This window comes from Haloarcula sp. MBLA0163 (assembly GCF_055632435.1).
In genome coordinates this window covers 2,905,012-2,924,497 of record NZ_CM145745.1, presented here as the reverse complement: position 1 = coordinate 2,924,497, position 19,486 = coordinate 2,905,012, and the positions used below count along the sequence as shown (strand labels likewise).

27 protein-coding genes are annotated in these 19,486 nt (G+C 69.9%); 15 read left to right on the top strand and 12 right to left on the bottom strand.

What is annotated here, in order from left to right; translation table 11 throughout:
- Positions 1–5: 5 nt before the first annotated feature.
- Genes ACV7GQ_RS15665 through ACV7GQ_RS15655 form a run of 3 tightly spaced genes read right to left on the bottom strand, consistent with a single transcriptional unit; the run spans position 6 to position 3,116 of the window.
- A complete protein-coding gene (locus ACV7GQ_RS15665) occupies positions 6–1,043 on the bottom strand; it encodes a class I SAM-dependent methyltransferase (protein WP_470311144.1) in 1,038 nt (345 codons plus the stop codon).
- Positions 1,036–2,169 (bottom strand): 60S ribosomal export protein NMD3, encoded by a 1,134-nt coding sequence (locus ACV7GQ_RS15660; protein ID WP_470311143.1) that lies wholly within the window; start codon positions 2,167–2,169, stop codon positions 1,036–1,038. Before ACV7GQ_RS15660 ends, ACV7GQ_RS15665 begins: the two co-directional genes overlap by 8 nt.
- Positions 2,170–2,222: 53 nt before the next feature.
- On the bottom strand, positions 2,223–3,116 hold the full coding sequence (locus tag ACV7GQ_RS15655) for an NAD-dependent epimerase/dehydratase family protein (RefSeq protein WP_470311142.1): 894 nt from the start codon (positions 3,114–3,116) through the stop codon (positions 2,223–2,225).
- Between the two features lie 123 nt (positions 3,117–3,239).
- Here ACV7GQ_RS15655 and htpX point away from each other — a divergent pair, with 123 nt between their 5' ends.
- The 4 genes from htpX (at position 3,240) to radA (ending at position 6,560) form a co-directional block, all read left to right on the top strand.
- On the top strand, positions 3,240–4,121 hold the full coding sequence (gene htpX / locus ACV7GQ_RS15650; RefSeq protein WP_470311141.1) for a zinc metalloprotease HtpX: 882 nt from the start codon (positions 3,240–3,242) through the stop codon (positions 4,119–4,121).
- 178 nt (positions 4,122–4,299) lie between these two features.
- Positions 4,300–4,917, top strand: coding sequence for a PspA-associated protein PspAB (gene pspAB / locus ACV7GQ_RS15645; protein ID WP_470311140.1), 618 nt, complete (start codon positions 4,300–4,302; stop codon positions 4,915–4,917).
- Positions 4,918–4,920: 3 nt separating this feature from the next.
- A complete protein-coding gene (locus tag ACV7GQ_RS15640) occupies positions 4,921–5,361 on the top strand; it encodes a hypothetical protein (RefSeq protein WP_470311139.1) in 441 nt (146 codons plus the stop codon).
- Positions 5,362–5,513: 152 nt separating this feature from the next.
- Positions 5,514–6,560, top strand: a complete 1,047-nt coding sequence (gene radA / locus ACV7GQ_RS15635) for a DNA repair and recombination protein RadA (RefSeq protein WP_470311138.1) — start codon at positions 5,514–5,516, stop codon at positions 6,558–6,560.
- A 381-nt stretch (positions 6,561–6,941) separates the two neighbouring features.
- Here radA and ACV7GQ_RS15630 read toward each other — a convergent pair whose 3' ends face one another.
- Together ACV7GQ_RS15630 and ACV7GQ_RS15625 are read right to left on the bottom strand one after the other, a co-directional pair.
- Positions 6,942–7,994: an aldo/keto reductase gene (locus tag ACV7GQ_RS15630; protein WP_470311137.1), complete on the bottom strand. Its 1,053-nt coding sequence runs from the start codon at positions 7,992–7,994 to the stop codon at positions 6,942–6,944.
- 57 nt (positions 7,995–8,051) lie between these two features.
- On the bottom strand, positions 8,052–9,062 hold the full coding sequence (locus tag ACV7GQ_RS15625) for a lysostaphin resistance A-like protein (RefSeq protein ID WP_470311136.1): 1,011 nt from the start codon (positions 9,060–9,062) through the stop codon (positions 8,052–8,054).
- Positions 9,063–9,196: 134 nt separating this feature from the next.
- Between ACV7GQ_RS15625 and ACV7GQ_RS15620 the strand changes: the two genes are divergently transcribed.
- From ACV7GQ_RS15620 to ACV7GQ_RS15595, 6 genes are all read left to right on the top strand, one after another.
- Positions 9,197–10,099, top strand: coding sequence for an acyltransferase (locus ACV7GQ_RS15620; protein WP_470311135.1), 903 nt, complete (start codon positions 9,197–9,199; stop codon positions 10,097–10,099).
- A gap of 88 nt (positions 10,100–10,187) precedes the next feature.
- Positions 10,188–10,436, top strand: coding sequence for a DUF7577 domain-containing protein (locus ACV7GQ_RS15615; protein WP_470311134.1), 249 nt, complete (start codon positions 10,188–10,190; stop codon positions 10,434–10,436).
- Between the two features lie 30 nt (positions 10,437–10,466).
- Positions 10,467–11,171 carry an Nmad3 family putative nucleotide modification protein gene (locus ACV7GQ_RS15610; protein ID WP_470311133.1) on the top strand — a complete coding sequence of 235 codons (705 nt, stop codon included), beginning with the start codon at positions 10,467–10,469 and terminating at the stop codon, positions 11,169–11,171.
- Positions 11,172–11,244: 73 nt separating this feature from the next.
- Positions 11,245–11,931 (top strand): RAD55 family ATPase, encoded by a 687-nt coding sequence (locus ACV7GQ_RS15605; protein ID WP_470311132.1) that lies wholly within the window; start codon positions 11,245–11,247, stop codon positions 11,929–11,931.
- A complete protein-coding gene (locus tag ACV7GQ_RS15600) occupies positions 11,928–12,338 on the top strand; it encodes a DUF8057 family protein (RefSeq protein ID WP_470311131.1) in 411 nt (136 codons plus the stop codon). Before ACV7GQ_RS15605 ends, ACV7GQ_RS15600 begins: the two co-directional genes overlap by 4 nt.
- A 48-nt stretch (positions 12,339–12,386) precedes the next feature.
- Entirely contained in the window at positions 12,387–12,626 is a 240-nt protein-coding gene (locus tag ACV7GQ_RS15595; RefSeq protein ID WP_470311130.1) for a DUF7120 family protein, read from the top strand.
- Positions 12,627–12,695: 69 nt separating this feature from the next.
- Here the strand turns inward: ACV7GQ_RS15595 and ACV7GQ_RS15590 are convergent, their stop codons facing one another.
- On the bottom strand, positions 12,696–12,983 hold the full coding sequence (locus ACV7GQ_RS15590; RefSeq protein ID WP_166967708.1) for a DUF5789 family protein: 288 nt from the start codon (positions 12,981–12,983) through the stop codon (positions 12,696–12,698).
- A 146-nt stretch (positions 12,984–13,129) separates the two neighbouring features.
- Here ACV7GQ_RS15590 and ACV7GQ_RS15585 point away from each other — a divergent pair, with 146 nt between their 5' ends.
- The 4 genes from ACV7GQ_RS15585 to ACV7GQ_RS15570 all read left to right on the top strand — a co-directional run bounded on the left by ACV7GQ_RS15585 (position 13,130) and on the right by ACV7GQ_RS15570 (position 14,856).
- Positions 13,130–13,903 (top strand): PHP domain-containing protein, encoded by a 774-nt coding sequence (locus ACV7GQ_RS15585; RefSeq protein WP_470311129.1) that lies wholly within the window; start codon positions 13,130–13,132, stop codon positions 13,901–13,903.
- Positions 13,904–13,957: 54 nt separating this feature from the next.
- A complete protein-coding gene (locus ACV7GQ_RS15580; RefSeq protein WP_166967712.1) occupies positions 13,958–14,122 on the top strand; it encodes a DUF6757 family protein in 165 nt (54 codons plus the stop codon).
- A 93-nt stretch (positions 14,123–14,215) separates the two neighbouring features.
- Entirely contained in the window at positions 14,216–14,683 is a 468-nt protein-coding gene (locus ACV7GQ_RS15575; RefSeq protein ID WP_470311128.1) for a cupin domain-containing protein, read from the top strand.
- Between the two features lie 32 nt (positions 14,684–14,715).
- Entirely contained in the window at positions 14,716–14,856 is a 141-nt protein-coding gene (locus tag ACV7GQ_RS15570; RefSeq protein ID WP_470311127.1) for a hypothetical protein, read from the top strand.
- Here ACV7GQ_RS15570 and ACV7GQ_RS15565 read toward each other — a convergent pair.
- A complete protein-coding gene (locus ACV7GQ_RS15565) occupies positions 14,834–15,361 on the bottom strand; it encodes a hypothetical protein (RefSeq protein WP_470311126.1) in 528 nt (175 codons plus the stop codon). The two genes, ACV7GQ_RS15570 and ACV7GQ_RS15565, sit on opposite strands and share 23 nt — an antisense overlap.
- An 80-nt stretch (positions 15,362–15,441) precedes the next feature.
- Here ACV7GQ_RS15565 and ACV7GQ_RS15560 point away from each other — a divergent pair, with 80 nt between their 5' ends.
- The gene (locus ACV7GQ_RS15560) at positions 15,442–15,936 is read left to right on the top strand and encodes an HPP family protein (RefSeq protein WP_470311125.1); all 495 of its coding nucleotides are present in this window, start codon (positions 15,442–15,444) and stop codon (positions 15,934–15,936) included.
- Here the strand turns inward: ACV7GQ_RS15560 and ACV7GQ_RS15555 are convergent.
- The 5 genes from ACV7GQ_RS15555 to ACV7GQ_RS15535 are packed head-to-tail and all read right to left on the bottom strand — an operon-like array spanning position 15,933 to position 19,408.
- Positions 15,933–16,646, bottom strand: coding sequence for a type 1 glutamine amidotransferase (locus ACV7GQ_RS15555; RefSeq protein ID WP_470311124.1), 714 nt, complete (start codon positions 16,644–16,646; stop codon positions 15,933–15,935). The two genes, ACV7GQ_RS15560 and ACV7GQ_RS15555, sit on opposite strands and share 4 nt — an antisense overlap.
- 59 nt (positions 16,647–16,705) lie before the next feature.
- On the bottom strand, positions 16,706–17,143 hold the full coding sequence (locus ACV7GQ_RS15550) for a DUF2085 domain-containing protein (RefSeq protein ID WP_470311123.1): 438 nt from the start codon (positions 17,141–17,143) through the stop codon (positions 16,706–16,708).
- A 10-nt stretch (positions 17,144–17,153) separates the two neighbouring features.
- Positions 17,154–17,675 carry a zinc-ribbon domain and TM2 domain-containing protein gene (locus tag ACV7GQ_RS15545; RefSeq protein ID WP_470311122.1) on the bottom strand — a complete coding sequence of 174 codons (522 nt, stop codon included), beginning with the start codon at positions 17,673–17,675 and terminating at the stop codon, positions 17,154–17,156.
- Between the two features lie 26 nt (positions 17,676–17,701).
- A complete protein-coding gene (locus ACV7GQ_RS15540; protein ID WP_470311121.1) occupies positions 17,702–18,475 on the bottom strand; it encodes an alpha/beta fold hydrolase in 774 nt (257 codons plus the stop codon).
- A gap of 45 nt (positions 18,476–18,520) precedes the next feature.
- Positions 18,521–19,408 carry a DUF4013 domain-containing protein gene (locus ACV7GQ_RS15535; RefSeq protein ID WP_470311120.1) on the bottom strand — a complete coding sequence of 296 codons (888 nt, stop codon included), beginning with the start codon at positions 19,406–19,408 and terminating at the stop codon, positions 18,521–18,523.
- Positions 19,409–19,486: the final 78 nt, after the last annotated feature.

Below are 19,486 nucleotides of genomic sequence, written 5' to 3'. Positions count from 1 at the left end.
GTCGGCTACTCGACGCGGGCGTCCACGACGACGTGCGCGACGCCCTCGCTGTAGCCCTTCACGCGCCGGGTGTCCAGAACCTCGACCGAGCGCCCGGCGTCGGCCGCGGCCTCCGCCAATCGCTCGATGGGTCGCTCGAAGACCAGCGCCTCGGGCGTGGCCTCGTGGAGGTGCAGGACGCCGCCGGAGGCCAGCGCTTCGAGTGCGCTGTCGAGGTACTCCCACGCCTCGTAGTACCCCATCACTACGCGGTCGGCGCGGGCCTCCCTCGCGAACTCCGGCACCACGTCCCGGCAGTCCGCCCGGTACGGCTGGACCCGGTCGTCGACGCCGTTGCGCATCACGTTCTCGACCAGATAGCGGAACGCCGTCGGGTTGCGCTCGACGGCGGTGACGTTCGCACCCGCTCTGGCCATCGGGAGCGTGAAGTAGCCGATGCCCGCGAACATGTCGAGGACGCGCTCGTCGGCCTCGACGGCGTCGCCCATCCGCGCCCGCTCGGCCTTGTTGCCCGGCGAGAACATGACCTCGGCGAGGTCCAGTCCGTACCGGGTGCCGTGTTCGGTGTGGACCGTCTCGGTGTCGCCCTCGCCGGCCAGTACGCGCACGTCCGGTTCGCGGTGGGCGCCCGAGATGCCGCCCCGGGCCAGCACCGTGTCGGCCTCGCCGTGGAGGGCGAGCAACGCCTGCCCGACCTCCTCGGGCCGGGGCGCGTCGCCCACGTCCACGAGGACGACGCTCCCGACGACGGCCCACGAGGACGGCGCTGCGGCCAGTTCCTCGTCGGTCCACCCGCGCTGGCGCAGGTGGTCCTCGAGGGTCCGGAGCCGCGGTTCGCCGACCTGCTGGACGACCTCCCGGACGTCGACGGACTCGGGCGGTGCGGTCACGGGCACGGCGACGCTGTCGCTGTCCCACGAGCGGACGCTCCGGTCGGCGTCGTAGACGCCCTCGTCGGTCAGCGCGTCGATGACGGTCTGGGCCCGCGGTTTCCCCACGACGACGGCGAGGCGCTGGTCGCGGTCGGCGTCGCCGTCAGGCATCGTCGCCGGTCCCGTTCTCGGGCAGGGCGTGTAGGCCGGCGGCGCTCTTGAACACGGTCAGTTCGTCGGCGTCGGTGTCCAGATAGTCGGGCCGCGGAATCGTCACGCTCTCGAAGGTGTCGGGGTCGAGCACCTGCACGGCGTTCGCGTCCTCGACGGCGACGAGCGTCGTCGTCTGGCCGTCCTCGCGGAAGCCCAGCCGTTCCCCGTCGGGGGCTTCGCCCTCCTCGAAACTGGCCTCGTAGTGCTCGCCCGTGGCCAGCCGGACGCCCTTCAGGTTGCCCTGCACCGAGCGGACGAGGACGGGGCCGTCGCCGTCCTCGGGGTCGATTATCTCGCCCTGCTGGTAGCGGGGCAGGCGGACGGCGTAGGTCATCCGGTAGAGCTTCTGGCCGTCCTCGTCCTCGGTGATGAGGCGCTTCGAGTCGGAGTACGAGCCACCCAACTGGGCAGTGATGCGCTTCGCGATGCCCAGCCCCATCTGGTTCGTCGATATCTTCATGTTCAGCCCCTCCGGGACCTCCTTCTTCTCGGTGATGAAGGCGTTGCGGTCGCCGGTCTCCTCCCGGTCGGCGATGTACTCCTCGGCGATGGTCTTCGCCCGCGCTATCTCCTCGTCCGTCGGGTCGCGCTCGTCGGCCCGGACCTGCACGACGCTGGCGAAGGAGCCGCCGGCTATCTTCCCGCAGCGCTCGCAGGTCTGCCGGGAGATGGCGACGGGGACGACCACCTCCTCGGTGACGGGCGTCTCGCGGACGACGCCGGAGAACTCGGCGTGCATCCGGATGTTGTTCTGGTCGACCTGTTCGGGGGCGACCTGCCACGCGATGGACTGGGCGTCGACGTGGACGCCCAGCGCCTCGCTGACCTGCTCGACGGCGATGTCCGTGTAGTCCTCGGCGCCGACGTCGACCCAGCGGTTCCCCTTGTGGACCGCGCCACACTGCGAGCAGACGCGGACCTGTATCTTCTCCGGGGCGTCCACGAGGTCGAACTCCTCGAAGTAGCAGGCGTCACACAGCACGCGCTCGGAGTCCCGCTGGGCGCCCGGGAGGTCGGGGCGGTCCTCGGGTGGCTCCGCCATCTCGTCGCCACAGCGCGGGCAGAAGGCTCCAGACCGGCTCATTGTCCCCGGATACTGGACTCAGGCGGTTACGTATTGCGTTCCGCGCCGGCGGCTCACTCCCCGAGCAGATTCGGTTCGGAGATGTCGGCGTCCGCGGCCTCGCGCCACGAGTGGGTCGGTTCCCACTCCAGCAGGCCCTGGGCCTTCGCCGTCGAGAGCGCCGACTGCTCGCCGTCCAGTTCGCACTGCTCGGGGCGTTCGCCCCAGTGCTCTTCGACCAGTTCGGCGGTCGGCCGGCCGACGTAGTTGTCGGCGGCGGCCGCGTGGAACGCCTCGTGCCCGCCGAGGTCGGCGGAGAGCGCCGCGCAGACGAGCGAGGCCACGTCACGCACGTCGACGTACGACCAGCAGTTGCCCGCCCCGCCGGCGAGGTCGCCCTCGGCGACGTCCCGGCAGGCGTACCCGCCGGGGTACTGGATCCACGAGGGGCGGACCGAGGCGACGTCGATGCCGTCGCGCCGGACGACCATCTTCGCTATCTCCTCGCCGGCCACCTTCGAGGTGCCGTAGGGGTCCTCGGGGGCCATCGGGTGGGCCTCGTCGATGGGGAGGTACGCTGGCAGGGGCGTCTCCTCGGCGAACGCGAGGCCGTACGCGCTCTCCGAGGAGGCCCAGACGACGTCGGCGCCGGCCCGGCCCGCGGCGTCCAGCACGTTGTACGCGCCGGCGACGTTGGTGTCGAAGACGCGGGTCCCGGCGTGCCGTTCGGGGGCTGGAATCGCCGCCCAGTGGACGACTGACTCGGGGTCGTACTCGGCGAGGAGGTCGCGGACCTCCGCCCCGTCGGTGACGTCGACGGCCTTGAACTCGACGTGCTCGCGTTCGGGCACTTCCCAGCCCGGGTGGTCGAGGTCGACGCAGACGACGTGGTACTCGCCCGCGAGGTGGTCGCATATCCAGCGCCCGGAGCGGCCGCGGCCGCCGGTGACGACGACTGTCTCGGTCATGGCCGTCGTTACGGCCGCTCGCACAAATGCGTGGGGACACCGGCACACGGCGGCGTCGGTCGCCGCGTGCCAGCGGGGCACACGATAGCGGGGTTTTAGACCGTCGGCCGCGTACCTCGGGGTATGCAGTGGCAAACCGACTGGGGGCTCCGCGGTCGGATGGCCCTGACGATGTTCCTGCTGTTCGGGCTGTACATCGTCTTCATCGGCCTCCTCAGTCTGTACTTCGCGAACTTCGCCGCCATCGTGCTGGTGATGGCGCTGTTCATGGGCGCGCAGTTCTTCTTCAGCGACAAACTGGCGCTGTACTCGATGGGCGCCCGCGAGGTCGAACCCGACGAGTACCCCGACCTCCACCGGATGGTCGACCGCCTCTCCCAGCAGGCCGACCTCCCCAAGCCGAAGGTCGCCGTCGCCGACTCCCGGACCCCCAACGCCTTCGCGACCGGCCGGTCCCAGAAGAACGCGGCCGTCTGCGTGACGACCGGCCTCATGCGCATGCTCGACGACGAGGAACTGGAGGGGGTCGTCGCCCACGAACTCGCCCACGTCAAGAACCGCGACGTGATGGTGATGACCATCGCCTCGTTCCTCTCGACCATCGCGTTCCTCATCGTCCGGTGGGGGTGGCTGTTCACCGGCGGCCGCGACCGCGGCGGCCAGCAACAGGCCCCGGTGTTCGTCGCCATCCTCGCCTCGCTCGTGGTGTGGATCGTCTCGTTCCTCCTCATCCGGGCGCTCTCGCGCTACCGGGAGTTCGCCGCCGACCGCGGCGGCGCGGTCATCACCGGCAAGCCCTCGGCGCTGGCGTCGGCGCTGATGAAGATAGACGGCGGCATGGACAAGGTACCCAAAGAGGACCTGCGCGGCCAGTCGGAGATGAACGCGTTCTTCATCGTCCCCATCCGCATCGGCTGGATCGGCCGCCTGTTCAGCACCCACCCCCAGACCGAGAAGCGAATCGACCGGCTCCGGGACATGGAACGCGAACTAGAGGGCGTCTGAAGAACCGGTATCGGTGGGTTCCCCGCGGTTTTACCGATGTTTCACAGCCAGAAAGCCCCTCCCGAGTGGGCGTTCCACACGGTGGGAATCTCTGGCTGTACACGACCGAGTCGTCAGTGCCGTCGTTCGTCGTTCCCCGCACGAAAACCGCCTTATCCCCCGCCGACCACGTACGGGTATGGGACTGCTGGACGGACTCAAGAGCGTCCTCGGCGTGAAGGCCGAGGCCGACGCCACCCGCGACGCCGACCCGGAGGACCTCTTCGGGATGTCGACGGCCTACGTGACGATGGCGGCCGAGCTCGGCTACGAACCCACCGGCGACGCCGCCCTCTGCTTCGGTGACGTCGACAGCACGGACTTCCAGGACGCCACAGACGAGGTCGAGACCATCCTCGAGGCCGGCGAGGCCGAGACGGGCACCGTCGCGGAGTTCACCGAGGACGCCCACGGCTACCAGTGGGTGGTCCTCCACGACGACGACTTCGAGGACCTGGTGACGTCCATCCACTTCGCCGCCGACACGCTCATCGAGCGGCGTTACGGGTCGCGGCTACTGGCCGCCCTCTTCGGCTTCGAGGACGAGCGCACCGGCGACCCCGTCTACTGGGTGTACTCCTTCCGCCGCGGGGCGTACTACCCGTTCGCGCCCGACCCCGACCGCGACCACGAGCGCAACACCACGGCGGAGTTCAAGCTGGAGAGCAACCTCGACGGCGAGCTCACCGTCGAGAGCGACAAGGAGTTCTGGTACCCGCTGTGGCCCGACCGCGCCGGGGACCACCCGTGGGAGTAGCGCGTGGCCGACACCCCCGCCGTCTACGACCACTACCGGCCGAGCGGGGCCGACTACCCCGACGGCGTCTACCGCGTCGTCGGCGCGAGCGCGGACGACGTGACGCTCCTGCGCGTGGGCGACGTCGACGGTCGCCGACGGCACACGGGTGAGGTCGTATCCGTTCCCACGGACGCACTCTCGGACTTCGAGCCGGCGGAGAACCCGGACGGGAACCGCTCCCCGACGACCGTCGTCCGCTCGACGCTCGACGGCCTCTACTGGTCGGCGCGGGCGTTCGTCGAGACGCTCGCCGGACGCCCGTTCCTGTCCGCGACCGCGCTCGCGCTCCTGCTCGCCGGCGAGTTCGGGCAGGGCACGCTCTCGCTGTCCGGGCTGCAGGCCGGCGCGCTCATCGTCGTCGGCGGACTCGCGCTGGTGTACATCGGCAGCGGGCGCCTCTGACACCGACCTCGCCGCGCCGCTGTCGGTCGGCTCTGCCCCTTCCCTTCTAAACGTCCCGATACCGCCCGCCATCGTCCCGCCGCCGTCCGTCTGTTTCACTTTCACCACGCTGTTAACGGGGGTTTATATGCCACCGGGCAAAAGTCGTATCCATGTCCGCAAGCGAGGACCTCGAAGACCTGCCGGGCGTCGGTCCGGCCACAGCAGAGAAGCTCAAAGAGAACGGTTTCGACTCCTACCAGGGAATCGCCGTCGCCTCCCCCGGCGAGCTGTCGAACACGGCCGACATCGGCGAGTCGTCGGCCGCCGACATCATCAACGCCGCCCGCGACGCCGCCGACATCGGCGGGTTCGAGACCGGCGCGACGGTGCTGGAACGCCGCGAGCAGATCGGGAAGCTCTCGTGGGGCGTCGACGAGGTCGACGACCTGCTGGGCGGCGGCGTCGAGACCCAGTCCATCACCGAGGTGTACGGCGAGTTCGGGGCCGGCAAGTCCCAGGTCACCCACCAGCTCGCCGTCAACGTCCAGCTCCCCGCCGAACACGGCGGGCTGGAGGGCAGCGCCATCTTCATCGACTCGGAGGACACCTTCCGCCCCGAGCGTATCGACCAGATGGTCAAAGGTCAGGCGGACGAGGTGCTGGAGGACACGATGGTGCTCCACGGCGTCGCCGAGGAGGGCGAGGCCGACGCCACCGACGAGGCGATGCTCGACGCCCTCGTCGAGTCGGTCCTCGACAAGATCCACGTCGCGAAGGCGTTCAACTCCAACCACCAGATCTTGCTCGCCGAGAAGGCCCAGGAGATAGCCAGCGAGACCCAGGAGGAGGAGTTCCCGGTCCGCCTGCTCGCCGTCGACTCGCTGACCGCGCACTTCCGCGCGGAGTACGTCGGCCGCGGGGAGCTCGCCGAACGCCAGCAGAAGCTCAACAAGCACCTCCACGACCTGATGCGCGTCGGCGACCTGAACAACACCGCCGTCGTCGTCACGAACCAGGTCGCCTCCAACCCCGACTCGTTCTTCGGCGACCCGACCCAGCCAATCGGCGGGAACATCCTCGGCCACACCTCCACCTTCCGTATCTACCTCCGGAAGTCCAAGGGCGACAAGCGCATCGTCAAGCTCGTCGACGCGCCGAACCTGCCCGACGGCGAGGGCGTCATGCGCGTCGAGGAAGGCGGCCTGATGAACGAGTAGGCCGCCGGCCCGGTTCGACCCCGCAGTCCCCTTTTCGCGTCCGGTACCGACCAGCGCCGCGACCGCCGACCGATGGGGTGCGAGCGTGTGAGACGCCCCCGTGGCCCGAACCCCCTCGTTTCACCTCGAACCCGCTCCCATCCGGCGTCTGTCGGGCGTCAGACGCACCGGAGTGAAAGTGAATCGGGTGGCGCCGAATCGCCAGAGGGCTGTACATCTCCTGTCGAAACAGGGGGGTTGTGGGAGAAAACCACACGACGGCGGGCCGGTTCCACCCGTGACCGGGGGCTCCGCCCTCGACTGGAGATTCTGGGACGTCCACTCGGGGTCGGCGGCCGTCCGAGAACGCGGTCGTCGGGTTCGACGGGGAGCGGCGGGGGTTCAGTCGCCGGCCGACTTCATGCCGGTGTCTTCGAGGTCCTCGCCGCCGACCGAGGAGCGCAGGGCGTCCATCCCGTCGTCGCGGTCGATACCGAAGTTGTCGGCGTAGAGGTCCTGCACGCGCTGGAACTCCTCGTCGCTGAGCGGCGGGGTGTCGGGCGCGGCGGCCCACTCGTCGATGTCCTCGGTGGTCCGGAACGTCGGCGTCACGGAGGCGACCTCGTCGTGGGCGAGGAGCCACTGGATGGCGGCCTGTCCCATCGTGCGCTCGCCGTCGCGTTCGAGGAAGCGGATGGACTCGACCTTCTCCCACCCGGTCTCGTACCACTCCGTCGGGCGGTGCGCGCGGTGGTCGCCCTCGCCCAGTTCCGTCTCGGGCGTGACCTGCTCGTTCAGCAGGCCCGAGGAGTGGGGCACCCGGGCGACGATAGACGTGTCGGCGTCCTGTTCCCGGATGGTGTCGACGAAGTGCCGACCCGGCGTCTGCTCGAAGAGGTTGAACACCGTCTGGAGGACGTCGAACTCCTCTGCGACGGCGGCGTCGCCCTCTGCCAGCCAGCCGATGGAGGGGCCGAGCGCCCAGCCGATGGCCTCGACCTTCCCCTCCTCGCGGAGTTCGTCGAGCGTCTCGAGGACGTCCGCGTCCACCTCGTCGACGTTGGCGTTGTGGAGCATCAGCACCTCGACGTGGTCCATGTCCAGCCGGTCGAGCGAGCGGTCGAGCGCGGTGCGGACCCACTCCGGCGTGACCTTCTTCGGCAGTTCGCCGTGGCCGGCCTGGGGGTTGTTGTAGAAGTCGTAGCCGACCTTCGTGGAGACGGTGACCTCGTCGCGGACCTCGGCCAGCGCCTCGCCGACGAGTTCCTCGCTGTCGCCGTGGCCGTAGACGTCGCCGGTGTCGACGAACGTGACGCCCTGGTCGACGGCGTGCTGGACCATCTCGACGGCGTCCTCGCGCGTGCGGTCGCCCCACCAGTCCGTACCGACGACCCACGCGCCGAACCCGACTTCCGAGACCTCGACGCCCGAGTTCCCGAGGGTATCGTACTTCATGGTACCGTCTTGGGTGTCTCCGCACTTATCCGTCGTGGTTCACCAGCGACACCCGAGTCAGCCGTCTATCGAGCGCCTCCGTATCCGGAGGTCGGGCGTGGCGACGTCCTCCAGTACCTCGACGGCACCGTACTCGCGGCGGACCCACCACGCCAGCGCGGCCGTCCCGACGACCAGCAGGGGGAGCGCGACGAGGCCGCCCTCGATACCGAACGACCCGCCGGTCACGAGCGCCGGCCCGGTCGACTCGGTCCCGAGCAGCGCCGCGCCGGTGTCGAGGCCGCTGACCGGGAAGTTCCACAGCGAGAGGGTGTAGTTCCACGCGACGTGGAAGCCACAGGCGATGGCCAGGCGGCCGGTGAGGACGTAGCACGCGCCCAGCAGGATACCGTACAGGGTGATGTTCGCGGTACTGAGCAGCGAGGCGCTCGGGTTGGCGAAGTGGAGCGCGCCGAACAGCGCGCCCGTGCTCACGGTGGCGACGACCACCGAGCGCCACTTCCCGAGCGTGCCCGCCAGCCCCTCCGCGAGGTTCGTCAGTAGGTACCCGCGGACGAGGACCTCCTCGGCGGAGGCCTGGACCAGGAAGAACGGGACCAGCAGGGCGAGTCGGACCAGCGCCCCGGTCGACCCGAACGTGAACGTGTCGCTGGGGCTGGTGGGCAGGACGCCGGTGACGGCGGTGTACCCGACCGCGACCAACGCGAGGAGGGCCAGGGTCGGCAGGGCGAACCCCAGTGCGAGGCCGAACCCGGCGTCGCGCCACCACTGCCGGTCGGGGGCCAGACCGTAGTCGGCGAGCGTCCGTCGGTCGAGCAGATAGCCCAGCCCGAGCGCCACCGCCAGCGCGGCGACGACGAGCCCCACTTGCCGCGCCATCCCGTACAGCGCCGCGACGACGCCGTCCCCGGCCGGGAGCGGGAGCGTCCCGCCGACGGCGCTGACCACGATACCGCCGAACCCCGCGAGGAACGCCCAGACGACGAGGCGCCACGGCGTACGCAACCGTCGCTCCGCCGGGTTGACGAAGTAGCCGCGTACCTCCATGATGAAGTCCGACCTGACCATGCCGGGGTGTCGGCCGGCGCCGGTTTATACTGTTGGCTCCCGGACCGGGCGACGACGTGGTGGTGACACGGATGTCACCGGCTATCGGGCGCGTAACGGAAACCCATATCTTTCCCGACGGCGACGTACGGGACATGACCAAGCGCCACGTGTCGCTACCACCGCTCGCCGAGGAGGGGCTCAGAGCGTTCATCGAGGAAGTCGACGAACGGCTCTCGGGCGACGAGGACACCTGCGACGTGGTCACGGACGTCCTCGTCGACCTCCACGGGGACCGGGACGCGTACGAACGCTGGCAGTCCGGGGAGGACGTCTCCCCGGCCGAACGGGTCCGTCTGCAGGGGTACGACCCGTGTAACACCACGCTGGAGAGCGAGTACTACGCCGAGAAGGACGAGGAGCGGTTCAAGCGCTCGAAACACCTCCAGTGGCTCTGGCGGCAGTTCGACGCGACGCCGATGGCCGACAACGTCGAGTTCGCGCTCCGCTTCCGGCGGATGCTGGCCGACCACCTCTTCGACTCCTGCGGGGAGAACTGCCGCTTCTTCAAGGGCATCTCCTTCACCTACGGCCACAACATCGAGATCGGCGACAACGTCGTCGTCCACGACGACGTCCACCTGGACGACCGCGGGAAACTCACCATCGGCGACCGGGTCTCTATCTCCGACGACTCGCACATCTACAGCCACGACCACGACGTCGTCGACCAGACCCACGTCGACAACTACCACACGATAATCGAGGACGACGTGCGCCTGACCTACGACTCGATGGTCCGGGCCGGCGTCCGCGTCGGCGAGAACGCCATCCTCGCCGCCAAATCCATCGCCGGGTCGGACATCCCCGCCCACCACATCGCCGCGGGCACGCCGGCCAAATCCATCGCCGTCAAGGACGGCTGGGAGTCGGTGGCCGACCCGCTGGAGGGCGCGAACGTCGACCGCCGCGAGGAGCGGCGACTCGACTACGACCTCCCCGAGGACTTCAGACCCTTCGACGAGTTCCAGCGGGACCTCACGCCGCCGGACCGCTGAGCTCCGACGCCGGACCCGACCGGTCCGCCAGTATCACTCCTGAAACTGCGGCCCGAACACCGAAGTAGCAGTTCGGCGGAGTACGCCCATGGAAACCTGGGTGTGGCTCGCCGCGTACGTCGTCGGGTTCGGCCTGTTGCAGGTCCTGCTCTACCGGTACTTCCGGCGGAGCGACCCCTCTCCCGAGACCACCGAAGGGCGCGTCGACCGGGCCGGCGGGCCCGGGACGGGGACGACCGACTCGCAGGGCGTCGTCCGCTGTGACCACTGCGGCACGGCCAACGAGGCCCACCGGATGGTCCGGTACTGCCGCGCCTGTACCGAGTCGCTCCGGTAGCCCTTTGCTCGCCCGCCGCGACGAGCGTGTATGCGGAGCGTCGCCATCAACGTCGCGGCCAACACCAACGAACCCGGCTTTCGTGGCCCGTGCTATCCGGACGGGACCTTCGAGTACATCCCGATTCCCGAGTCGAAACCGACCGCCGAATCGGTGCCGACCTACGCCGACCTCGACCTGGAGACGGACGTCAGTAGCGTCGCCGACCGACCGGTCCACTTCGACCCCGAGTTCCCCGAGGCGGGCGGCGAGCGCTACACCTACGGTGACGAACACGGGGTGAAGGCCGGCCCGCTCTCGGAGCTGTCGGCCGGCGACTACCTCTTCTTCTACGCCACGCTGTCGACCACCGGCGACGCCGACTGGGCGCCGCCGTCGTGGGGCGCCTTCCTCGTCGGCCACTTCCGGCTGGCCCGGGACGCCGTCACGGGCGAGGCGTACCGGTCGATGCCCGAGGCGGAGCGGGCCGTGTTCGCCTCGAACGCCCACGTCAAGCGGGCGGAGTTCGACGCCCGCGTCCTCGTGCTGGGGGACCCCGAGGGGTCGCGACTGTACGAGACGGTCGTCCCGCTGTCTGAACCGACCGGCGGGACGGACGCGAACTGGCTGGTCACCGAGCGCTCGTCTGACTCGGGGAAGGGGCCGTGGTGGCGCCGGCCGATGCGGTTCGACGAGTCGGGGACGGCGACGTTGCTGGACCTCGCCGACGACCACCCGAGCGCTGTCGAGCGCTGACCCGGCCGAGGGAGTTATCACGGGTGAAAACGGAGTACCAAGACATATGTCCAGACGTGCGCACGCTGGTGGTATGCGTATCTCCAGCGGTGTGCCCGGCTTCGACGAACTCGTACAAGGGGGGTTGCTCACCGACCGCCTGTACGTCGTCAGCGGGCCACCGGGTAGCGGCAAGACGACCTTCTGCTCGCAGTTCATCACGCAGGGGGCCAAAGAGGGCGAGAGCTGCCTCTACGTGACGATGCACGAGACGAAGACCGAACTGATGCAGGACATGGCCGGCTACGACTTCGGCTTCGACCGGGCGATGCAGTCCGACGCCGTCCAGTTCCTCAACCTCGTCACGGAGAGCGGCAAACGGACCATCACGCAGTTCGGCACCGACGGCGGCCTGACCAACCGACTGGTCGCCTACATCGAGCAGAACGACATCCAGCGTGTGGTCATCGACTCGACGATGCTCCTCCAGCACTTCATGAACGACGTCGACAGCGAGATAACGGGCTTCCTCTCGGCGCTGAAACAGACCGAGGCGACGACGCTGCTCATCTCCGAGATGACCGACCCCTCCTCCTACAGCGACGAGCACTACCTCGCCCACGGCGTCGTCTTCTTCCACAACTTCCTCGAGGGCGGGAGCATGACCCGGGGGGTGCAGGTCATCAAGATGCGCGGGACCGCGATCGACTGTGACATCCGCGAGATATCCTTCAGCGACCACGGCCTGCAGGTCCACGCCGACACGAAGGTCGACACATGAGCCGGTACGAGCGCGAGTTCGACGCCGACTGGGCGACGCTGGGCAAGGACGAGGCCACCGACCGGGCCTACGCCATCGGCGTCGCGGAACGCCTCGGCGAGTACAACCGGGAGGAACTGGAGGCCATCTACGCCGAGATGGACTCGGCGTACCACCGGAGCATGGTCGAACTCGCGTACGACGAGGGGCGCAACGAGGCCAAGGCGGCCGCCGAGGGCGGCGCCGACGACGCCGACGCCGTCTGGGCCCAACTGGTCGAGGGCGAGCAGACGTTCGTCGAACCCGACGACGCGCCGACCGGCGGCCGCGACGGCCTCCCGAAGGCGCTGGAACCGACGGAGCTGCTCGACCGGCAGTCCGTCGACAGCACCGAGGCCGTCGACCGGCCGGACTTTCTGGACCGGTAGCGCACGGCCCCAACAAGATTATAAACCAGACCGGACAAGCCGGCGCGTATGAGCAAGATCAAGGTCGAGTTGCCGGACCAGGTCGACTCCGACATCCAGCGCCTCGTCGAACAGGGCGAGTTCCTCAACCGCGACCAGGCCGTCGAGGACCTCCTCGCGCGCGGCATCTCCGCGTACAACACCACGACCGAGGAGTCCGAGACGTCGATGGAGGACGACATGTTCGGCCAGACGGCGGCCGAACAGCAGGACCCCGCCCTGCGGGACGACGACGAGTTCGGCTTCTGAGCGGCGCGACCGCTCTGCGGTGAGCGCACGCGAAAAGGTTGAGCTGGGGGCCGCGCGGGCGGTGTGGCCTCAGAACGAGACTTCTTCCGGGCCGTCCTCGCCCATGCAGATGGGGTCGCGGTCCGAGTACCCCTTCCGGCCGATGGCCTTGCTGGAGACGCCGGCGTACGCGGTCAGCCGCGCGTCTTCGGCCGTCTCGAACGTCTCCGGCGCCGAGCGGCTCAGCGCGTCACGCAGCGTCTCCGTGCCGTTGGGCAACTCCAGTGTCATGTCGCCCTCGGCCTCGATGAGTTCCTCGGTGGTCATGGGGTAGTCGTACGCTTCGAACGCCTCTGCCGCGTTGGACATCATTCGCATACGACGGAAAAGTGCATGGTAGATAATAAACCTTCACTATTGATAATGTTAATATACCTTAGTGCGTTTAAGGCACACGGGAGAGACGCTCACACGGCCCACGATTCGAGAGGAAGTGGCTTGTCGCTGGCGCCGTACGGTCCCGTATGGTCGTCGCGGACCTCCACGTTCACACCACGCACTCCGACGGATCGCTCGAGTTCGACGACGTCCCGGCGGCCGCCCGCGCGGCCGGCCTCGACGCCGTCGCGGTGACCGACCACGACCGGGTCAACCCGCACCTCGACGGGCCGGTCACCACCTACGACGGCGTCGAGGTGGTCCACGGCATCGAACTGCGCGTCGAGGCCGACCGGCAGCGACTGGACCTGCTGGGCTACGGCGTGGACCCGACCGACGCGCTCGTCGCCGAGTGCGAGCGCATCCAGCGGAACCGCCGCGAGCGCGGCGCGCGCATCATCGAGTGCGTCGAGGACCGACTGGACGTCTCGCTCCCCGTCGAACCGCGCGCGGGGCTGGGTCGGCCCCACATCGCGCGGGCCATCGCCGAGGTGTCGGAGTACTCCTACGGGGGCGCCTTCGAGCATCTCATCGGCGCGGACTGCCCCTGCTTCGTCGCCCGCGAGGTCCCCGACTTCGAGCGCGGGGTGGCCCTGCTGACCGAGGCGTGCGGTCTCGTCGGACTGGCCCACCCCTGCCGGTACGACGACCCCGAGAGCGCGCTGGACCACTGTGCACACCTCGACGCCGTCGAGGTCGACTACCCGTACGGCTTCGAGGCCGACCTCGACCTCGTCGCGGACGCCGTCGAGTACTACGACCTCGTCCCCACCGGCGGCAGCGACGCCCACGACGAGACGCTCGGGGTCGCGGGACTGGACGCGGCCGCGTGGCACCGCGTCCGGACCGAAATCGTCTGACACACGGCACACACAACCCGAGGGTTCAATGCCCTCGGGAACCAATCACCGTTCATGCAGTGTCACTACTGCGACCGCGACGCGGACATCGCCGTCGAGAGCGACGGCGTCAAGGTCGGGGTCTGCAAGACGCACTTCCGCGAGCAGATGGCCGAACTCGAGAACGCCGACTGGCTCGACGAACTCGACGAGGAACTCGACATCGACCGCCGGGAGTAGACCGGGGCCCTCGTCGGCCGGCGACGACGTCGCCCTCCCCCGTCGCCGGCCCGGTCGGACCAACGTTTTACCGCCGCCTGCACAGACTCGACCATGGAACAGGTCAGTCTCGACGACCTCGACGACCGGATGGGACCCGCCACCGTCAAGCGCGCCCTCTCGAACGCCCTCGACACGACGGCGCTGGCGCTCAACTACTACGAACTCGACCCCGGTGAGACGTTCGGGCTCGGCTATCACCGCCACCCCGAACAGGAGGAGGTGTTCTACGTCCAGTCGGGCACCGCCACCTTCGAGACGGAGGCGGGCGACGTCACCGTCGACGCGGGTGAAGCCGTCCGCTTCGCCCCCGGTGAGTGGCAGCTCGGCCGCAACGACGGCGAGGAACGCGTCGTCGCGCTGGCGATGGGCGCCCCGAGGGACGCCGGCCAGACCGAGATGGTCCGCCACTGCGAGGACTGCGGCGAGCGGACCACCCAGCGCGTCGCGCTGAGCGACGACCGCGACGCGCTCCTGACGTTCTGTACGGTGTGTGACGCCCGGACTGGCCGGTTCACCTAGACTTAGGTGTCGGCCAGACGACGACCCGGCCGATGCTCTCCCTCGGCCAGAAACTCGTCGCCCTGATCACCCTCGTATCGCTCGTCGCCGTCGTGGCCGCCTTCTCGCCGGTGTTCGCTCTCGTCACGCTGTTCGTCGCCGTCCCGCTGGCTATCGCGATTCTCCGGCGGTAGCCAGACACTCCGTCGCCACCGCGACGGTCCCGTCGGCGGCGATAGTCACGGCCCCGCGCGTGACCGACGTCCCCGGCCGGCAACTGAACTGCGCCCACGCCCGGACCCGGCTCTCGCCGGTCGTCCGCCGGACGACGAGCCACACCGACGCGCCCGGTGCGACGTCACCGATACTCGTCCCGATGCCGCTGTCGGCCGGCACGCGCCACGACTCGCTGGTGACGTTCGCGCCGACCAGCTGCACGTCGGTGACGTTCGTCAGCTGGGCCGGCGAGACGCCGGTCAGGGCGCTCACCGGGCGCTGGCGGACCGTCCCGTTGGCGTACTGCAGGCGGACGCCGGTCGGTTCGTCGGGGACGACCGACGCGGTCACGTCGTAGGGCTCGTCGGCGCCGTTCGACACCGATAGCTCGACGTCGTGGGTCGGGTCGTCCGGCTGGCCCCCGAACCCGAGACACCCGGCGCTGAGGCAACACAGCAGGACAGCGGCCGTTACGAGGCGCATACGTCCCCGTCGACCGACCGGGACAAAAGCCTGTGGCGGAACGTCACCGTTTTGTCCGACGACAGGGACCTTCGGGCACCGTGGTCGAACCGTACACCCGCCGCGTGTGGGTCCGACAGGGCATCAGAGTGGGGGCGCTGCTGTCGGCGCTGGGCGCCGTCGTCTGGCTCAGCGGCCTCCCCTTCCTCTTCCCCAGTCTCGGCCCGACGGCGTACCTCTTCGCGACGCGGCCGGCCGCCCCGGAGTCGTCGGCCCGCCGCGTGCTGGGCGGGCACGCGGTCGGCGTCCTCGCCGGGCTCCTCGCGTACCACGTCGTCGCCGGCGGCGTCGTCATCACCGCGTCGATGGGCGCGGGCACCGTCGGCACCTTCCGACTGGCGGCCAGCGGCGTCGTCGCCGTCGCGCTGACGACGGCGGGGATGCTCGTCACCGACACCGGGCACGCGCCGGCCTGCGCGACGACGCTCATCGTCGGTCTGGGGATCCTCTCCTCGCCGCTCCAGGCCGGAATCATCGTCGTCGCCGTCGCCGTACTCGTCGCAGAACAGGAACTGCTGACCCGGCTGGGCAGCTAGTCGTCGCTGGCGACGCTGGCCGCGTCGCCCTCCGCCGTCCGCCGGCTCCGCACGTAGTCGGTGAAGTTGTCGAACACCTGCTTGGCCTCGCAGGCCGCCCGGTAGTTCGCCTCGGTGATGCCGTCCAACACCCGCTGGATGCGCTCGTCGGGGAGGTCCTTCCCCTTCGTCACCGCCTCGGCGGTCTCGGGGTCGTACTCGGGGTGGAACTGCACCGCGAACACGTCCCCCTTCCGGAAGCCGTGGACGCCGTAGTCGTTCTCGGCGAACAGTTGAGCGCCCGGCGGCACCTCGGCGACGTGGTCCGAGTGGGTCGTGAAGACCGTGAACTCCTCGTCCACGCCCGAGAGGAGCGGGTTCTCCCCGTCGTGTTCCACGGTCCGGTAGCCGATCTCGTACTCCGGCATCGCCTCCACCCGGCCGCCCAGCGCGTGGGCGAGCAACTGGTGCCCGAAACAGACGCCCAGGAACGGCAGCCCCCGGTCGACGGCCTCGCCGACCCACGCTTCGAGGTCGGCTATCCACGGCTCGTCCCAGTAGACGGAGGCCCGCGAGCCGGTGAGCAGACAGCCGTCGAACGCGAAGGTGTCGGGCAGTTCGCGCTCGGTCACGTCGTACTCCACGAGGTCGGCGTCGACTTCCCGCCGGAAGTTCCGGCGGTTGTCCTCGCCGTCGTGGGCCGCGTTCAGCAGGGCGATGCGCAGACTCATCGACTCTAGGGAACGCGTGGACGACCAAAAATGCCTGCATCCACGGCAGGAACTGCCGTTCACTCGGACGCCAGCCACAGGCCGACTCCCGCCAGCGCGCCGTACCCGACGGCGACCGCCAGCAGGTCGAGCCGCCACGTCGTCAGGACCCACGGGAGCGCGAGACCGTACGCCACGCCGAGCAGTCCGCCCGTCGCCGTCCGGACGGCGTTCGAGCCCCGCCGCTCGTCGAACGTCGTCGCCGCCCAGTCGAGGAGCGCGGGGAGCGGGCCGAGCGCGACGACCGGGAGCCACGCCCCCCGGCCGACACCGAGCAGGAAGGCGCCGACTCCGAGCGCGATGCCGGGGTAGACGCCCGAACAGCGGGCACAGACGTGGAGCGTCCGCCCACCGACGGCGAGTCGGTGACAGCGATGCCGCTCCGCGGGGGCGTGGTGCGAGAGGAGGTACGGGAGCGTCGCGGCCAGTCCGCGACGGAGTTCGCGACGGCGGTCCACGCTCGCCGCCTCAGTCGCCGCCGTACTGGCGCTGAAACTCCTCGTCGGTCTTCGTGAGGTAGATGATGCCCTCGATGACGCCGACGAGCGCCGGGATGAAGGTCCACGAGAAACAGAGGTAGAGGACCCCCAACCCGACGTTGCCCAGGTAGAAGTGGTGGACGCCGAGGCCGCCCAGCAGGATGGCGAAGATGCCCGCCGTGACGCGGTCCACGTCGCGGCCGTCGCCCGACTCGCCCGCCTCGACGTCGCTCTGTCGGGCGCCACAGTCGGGGCAGTACGCCGCGCCCGCGGCGATCTCGGTCCCGCAGGCGTGGCAGTACTTCGAGCCCTCGCCCGACGAGGACGCCCCGGTCGCGCCGCCCGTCGACTCGTCGAGTCGCGCCCCGGTCTCGGGGTCGTACTCTGCCATCGAGGCGGTGTCCGTCGTCTCGTCGGTCTGCTCGCGCTCCTCGGGGTCGGTCGCTCCCTCGTCCGGCGTCTCGTCGGCCGGGGGGTCGTCGTCGGAGGGTGCGTCGTCGGCAGGGGACATATCTACCGCAATCGACAGCGCACGGGTTAAAACTCGTGGTCGGTGTGCTCGTCGAGGAATGCCGTCAGGCGGTCGGTGACCGCCCGTGCGTGTTCGACGTGACAGCAGTGCCGTCCCTCGACGGCCTCGCCGGTTCCGCGGGGGAGGTCGTCCGCGAGCGACTCGGCCGCCGCGACGGGGACCACGGGGTCGTCGACGCCGTAGTACACCTCCGCCGGCTGGGTCACCTCGTACAGCGGCGGAGATTCGAAGGACAGGGCAGCCGCAGCCTGCGCGTCGAACGCCGCCCCCGTCGCGTCGTCGGCCCGCCGCCACTCGGTGATCCGGTCAACGAGGTCGGTCTGGCGGCGGAACGCGGGGGAGAACGCGCCGTCGAGCGACGCCGCGTCGCCGGCGGCGAGCGAGAGCGACCGGAGCGCGTCGGCGTCGACGGCGTCGCCCGAGGCCGCCGTACAGTACAGCGTCAGCGTCCGCGCCCGGGCGTACTCGTGGGCGTACCGGAGCGCTATCATCCCGCCGAGGCCGGCGCCGACGAGGTGCGCGCTGCCGACGCCGTGGTCGGCGAGGACGGCCTCGAGGTCGGCCGCGAGCGTCGCCACGTCGTACGGTCCCGCCGGTGCGTCGGAGTCGCCGGTGCCGCGCAGGTCCCAGACCACCGTCTCGTAGGGGCCGGCCAGCGCGTCGTAGTGCCAGCCCCAGAGCCACGCGCCGTAGCCCACGTCGCCGACGAAGACGACGGTCGGCCCGTCGCCGTCGGTCTCGTAGTGCAGCGACACGCCGCGGTTCGTTGCAGTCGGCATCGGGCGGGGGTTCGCCCGGCCCGCCGGTGGCTCTTTCGGTCGGGGTCAGGGCGGCCGCGCGGTCGGCGGGACGTCTGCCCCGTCCGCCGCCGCTCCCTCCGCCGCGTCCCGGTCGACGGCGGGGACGACACCCGCGTCGGCCGCCTCGCGGTACTGGTGACCCCAGAACGCCGCGAAGACGTAGCCCGCGTACGTCGAGACGAACGCCGGCCCCACCAGCGTGAGTATCGACACCAGCCACAGCACCGCCGCCCCGAACAGGAGGAGGACCCACGCAGCGAACGCCTCCAGATACCCCGTGGAGGTGGCGAAGGCCCCGGCATACCGACTGGAGAACGCCCGGGGGAACCGCCGGGTCGCCGCGTAGGCGGTCAGCACCGCCGGCGCGAGATACAGGCCCGCGAGCGCGACGAGCGCCACCGCGAGGTCGCGGACCCCGCCGGTGAGACCGACCTGTCCGGCCAGCGCCGCGACCGAGGCCCCGACGGCGACGGTCACGCCGCCGAGGACGAGGAGGGCGACGGTGGCCCTGAGACCGTCGACGAACAGGCCGACGAAGTCGTCGAACTCGGGCGGGTCGGGCCGCCCGCCAGCGGCGGCCCCGGTCAGCCGGAACGTGTAGCCGTACGTGAACAGGGCCAGGAGCGGCACCACCGACCCGACGAGCGCGAAGATGCTCCCCAGCAGGAACGGCTCGTAACCGTCCCGGGCGGGGTACGAGAGAGCGAACGAGAGGCGTCCCTGCTCGAACGGGTCCGCCTCGTCGGACGCCTCGGCCACCGGCTCGCGGGCCGACTCGGCCGTCTCCGTCCGCTCCGTTCGTCCGTCTGGCGCCCCCGACCCGCCGTCGGGGTCGTGCCGCTTCGCGCCACACTCGGGACAGAAGGCGTCGGCGGTCCGGACGCTGGCCCCGCAGGCCGTACAGTACGGCATATGCGATACTGTCTAGCGGGCAGGGGTATCGTTCTTTCCCCGCCTGTGGGCCCCGGTACTAACTCCGGACCGCGTCGG

What these genes read in the sequence shown, in the direction of transcription:
- ACV7GQ_RS15585 (WP_470311129.1), top strand. Translation starts at nt 13,130, where the DNA reads ATGGTCGTCGCGGACCTCCACGTTCACACCACGCACTCCGACGGATCG.
- ACV7GQ_RS15605 (WP_470311132.1), top strand. Translation starts at nt 11,245, where the DNA reads ATGCGTATCTCCAGCGGTGTGCCCGGCTTCGACGAACTCGTACAAGGG.
- ACV7GQ_RS15630 (WP_470311137.1), bottom strand. Translation starts at nt 7,994, where the DNA reads ATGAAGTACGATACCCTCGGGAACTCGGGCGTCGAGGTCTCGGAAGTC.
- ACV7GQ_RS15565 (WP_470311126.1), bottom strand. Translation starts at nt 15,361, where the DNA reads ATGCGCCTCGTAACGGCCGCTGTCCTGCTGTGTTGCCTCAGCGCCGGG.
- ACV7GQ_RS15575 (WP_470311128.1), top strand. Translation starts at nt 14,216, where the DNA reads ATGGAACAGGTCAGTCTCGACGACCTCGACGACCGGATGGGACCCGCC.
- ACV7GQ_RS15545 (WP_470311122.1), bottom strand. Translation starts at nt 17,675, where the DNA reads ATGTCCCCTGCCGACGACGCACCCTCCGACGACGACCCCCCGGCCGAC.
- ACV7GQ_RS15620 (WP_470311135.1), top strand. Translation starts at nt 9,197, where the DNA reads ATGACCAAGCGCCACGTGTCGCTACCACCGCTCGCCGAGGAGGGGCTC.
- ACV7GQ_RS15580 (WP_166967712.1), top strand. Translation starts at nt 13,958, where the DNA reads ATGCAGTGTCACTACTGCGACCGCGACGCGGACATCGCCGTCGAGAGC.
- ACV7GQ_RS15625 (WP_470311136.1), bottom strand. Translation starts at nt 9,062, where the DNA reads ATGGTCAGGTCGGACTTCATCATGGAGGTACGCGGCTACTTCGTCAAC.
- ACV7GQ_RS15655 (WP_470311142.1), bottom strand. Translation starts at nt 3,116, where the DNA reads ATGACCGAGACAGTCGTCGTCACCGGCGGCCGCGGCCGCTCCGGGCGC.
- ACV7GQ_RS15660 (WP_470311143.1), bottom strand. Translation starts at nt 2,169, where the DNA reads ATGAGCCGGTCTGGAGCCTTCTGCCCGCGCTGTGGCGACGAGATGGCG.
- ACV7GQ_RS15665 (WP_470311144.1), bottom strand. Translation starts at nt 1,043, where the DNA reads ATGCCTGACGGCGACGCCGACCGCGACCAGCGCCTCGCCGTCGTCGTG.
- ACV7GQ_RS15540 (WP_470311121.1), bottom strand. Translation starts at nt 18,475, where the DNA reads ATGCCGACTGCAACGAACCGCGGCGTGTCGCTGCACTACGAGACCGAC.
- ACV7GQ_RS15610 (WP_470311133.1), top strand. Translation starts at nt 10,467, where the DNA reads ATGCGGAGCGTCGCCATCAACGTCGCGGCCAACACCAACGAACCCGGC.
- ACV7GQ_RS15615 (WP_470311134.1), top strand. Translation starts at nt 10,188, where the DNA reads ATGGAAACCTGGGTGTGGCTCGCCGCGTACGTCGTCGGGTTCGGCCTG.
- ACV7GQ_RS15555 (WP_470311124.1), bottom strand. Translation starts at nt 16,646, where the DNA reads ATGAGTCTGCGCATCGCCCTGCTGAACGCGGCCCACGACGGCGAGGAC.
- radA (WP_470311138.1), top strand. Translation starts at nt 5,514, where the DNA reads ATGTCCGCAAGCGAGGACCTCGAAGACCTGCCGGGCGTCGGTCCGGCC.
- ACV7GQ_RS15600 (WP_470311131.1), top strand. Translation starts at nt 11,928, where the DNA reads ATGAGCCGGTACGAGCGCGAGTTCGACGCCGACTGGGCGACGCTGGGC.
- pspAB (WP_470311140.1), top strand. Translation starts at nt 4,300, where the DNA reads ATGGGACTGCTGGACGGACTCAAGAGCGTCCTCGGCGTGAAGGCCGAG.
- htpX (WP_470311141.1), top strand. Translation starts at nt 3,240, where the DNA reads ATGCAGTGGCAAACCGACTGGGGGCTCCGCGGTCGGATGGCCCTGACG.
- ACV7GQ_RS15570 (WP_470311127.1), top strand. Translation starts at nt 14,716, where the DNA reads ATGCTCTCCCTCGGCCAGAAACTCGTCGCCCTGATCACCCTCGTATCG.
- ACV7GQ_RS15595 (WP_470311130.1), top strand. Translation starts at nt 12,387, where the DNA reads ATGAGCAAGATCAAGGTCGAGTTGCCGGACCAGGTCGACTCCGACATC.
- ACV7GQ_RS15535 (WP_470311120.1), bottom strand. Translation starts at nt 19,408, where the DNA reads ATGCCGTACTGTACGGCCTGCGGGGCCAGCGTCCGGACCGCCGACGCC.
- ACV7GQ_RS15590 (WP_166967708.1), bottom strand. Translation starts at nt 12,983, where the DNA reads ATGCGAATGATGTCCAACGCGGCAGAGGCGTTCGAAGCGTACGACTAC.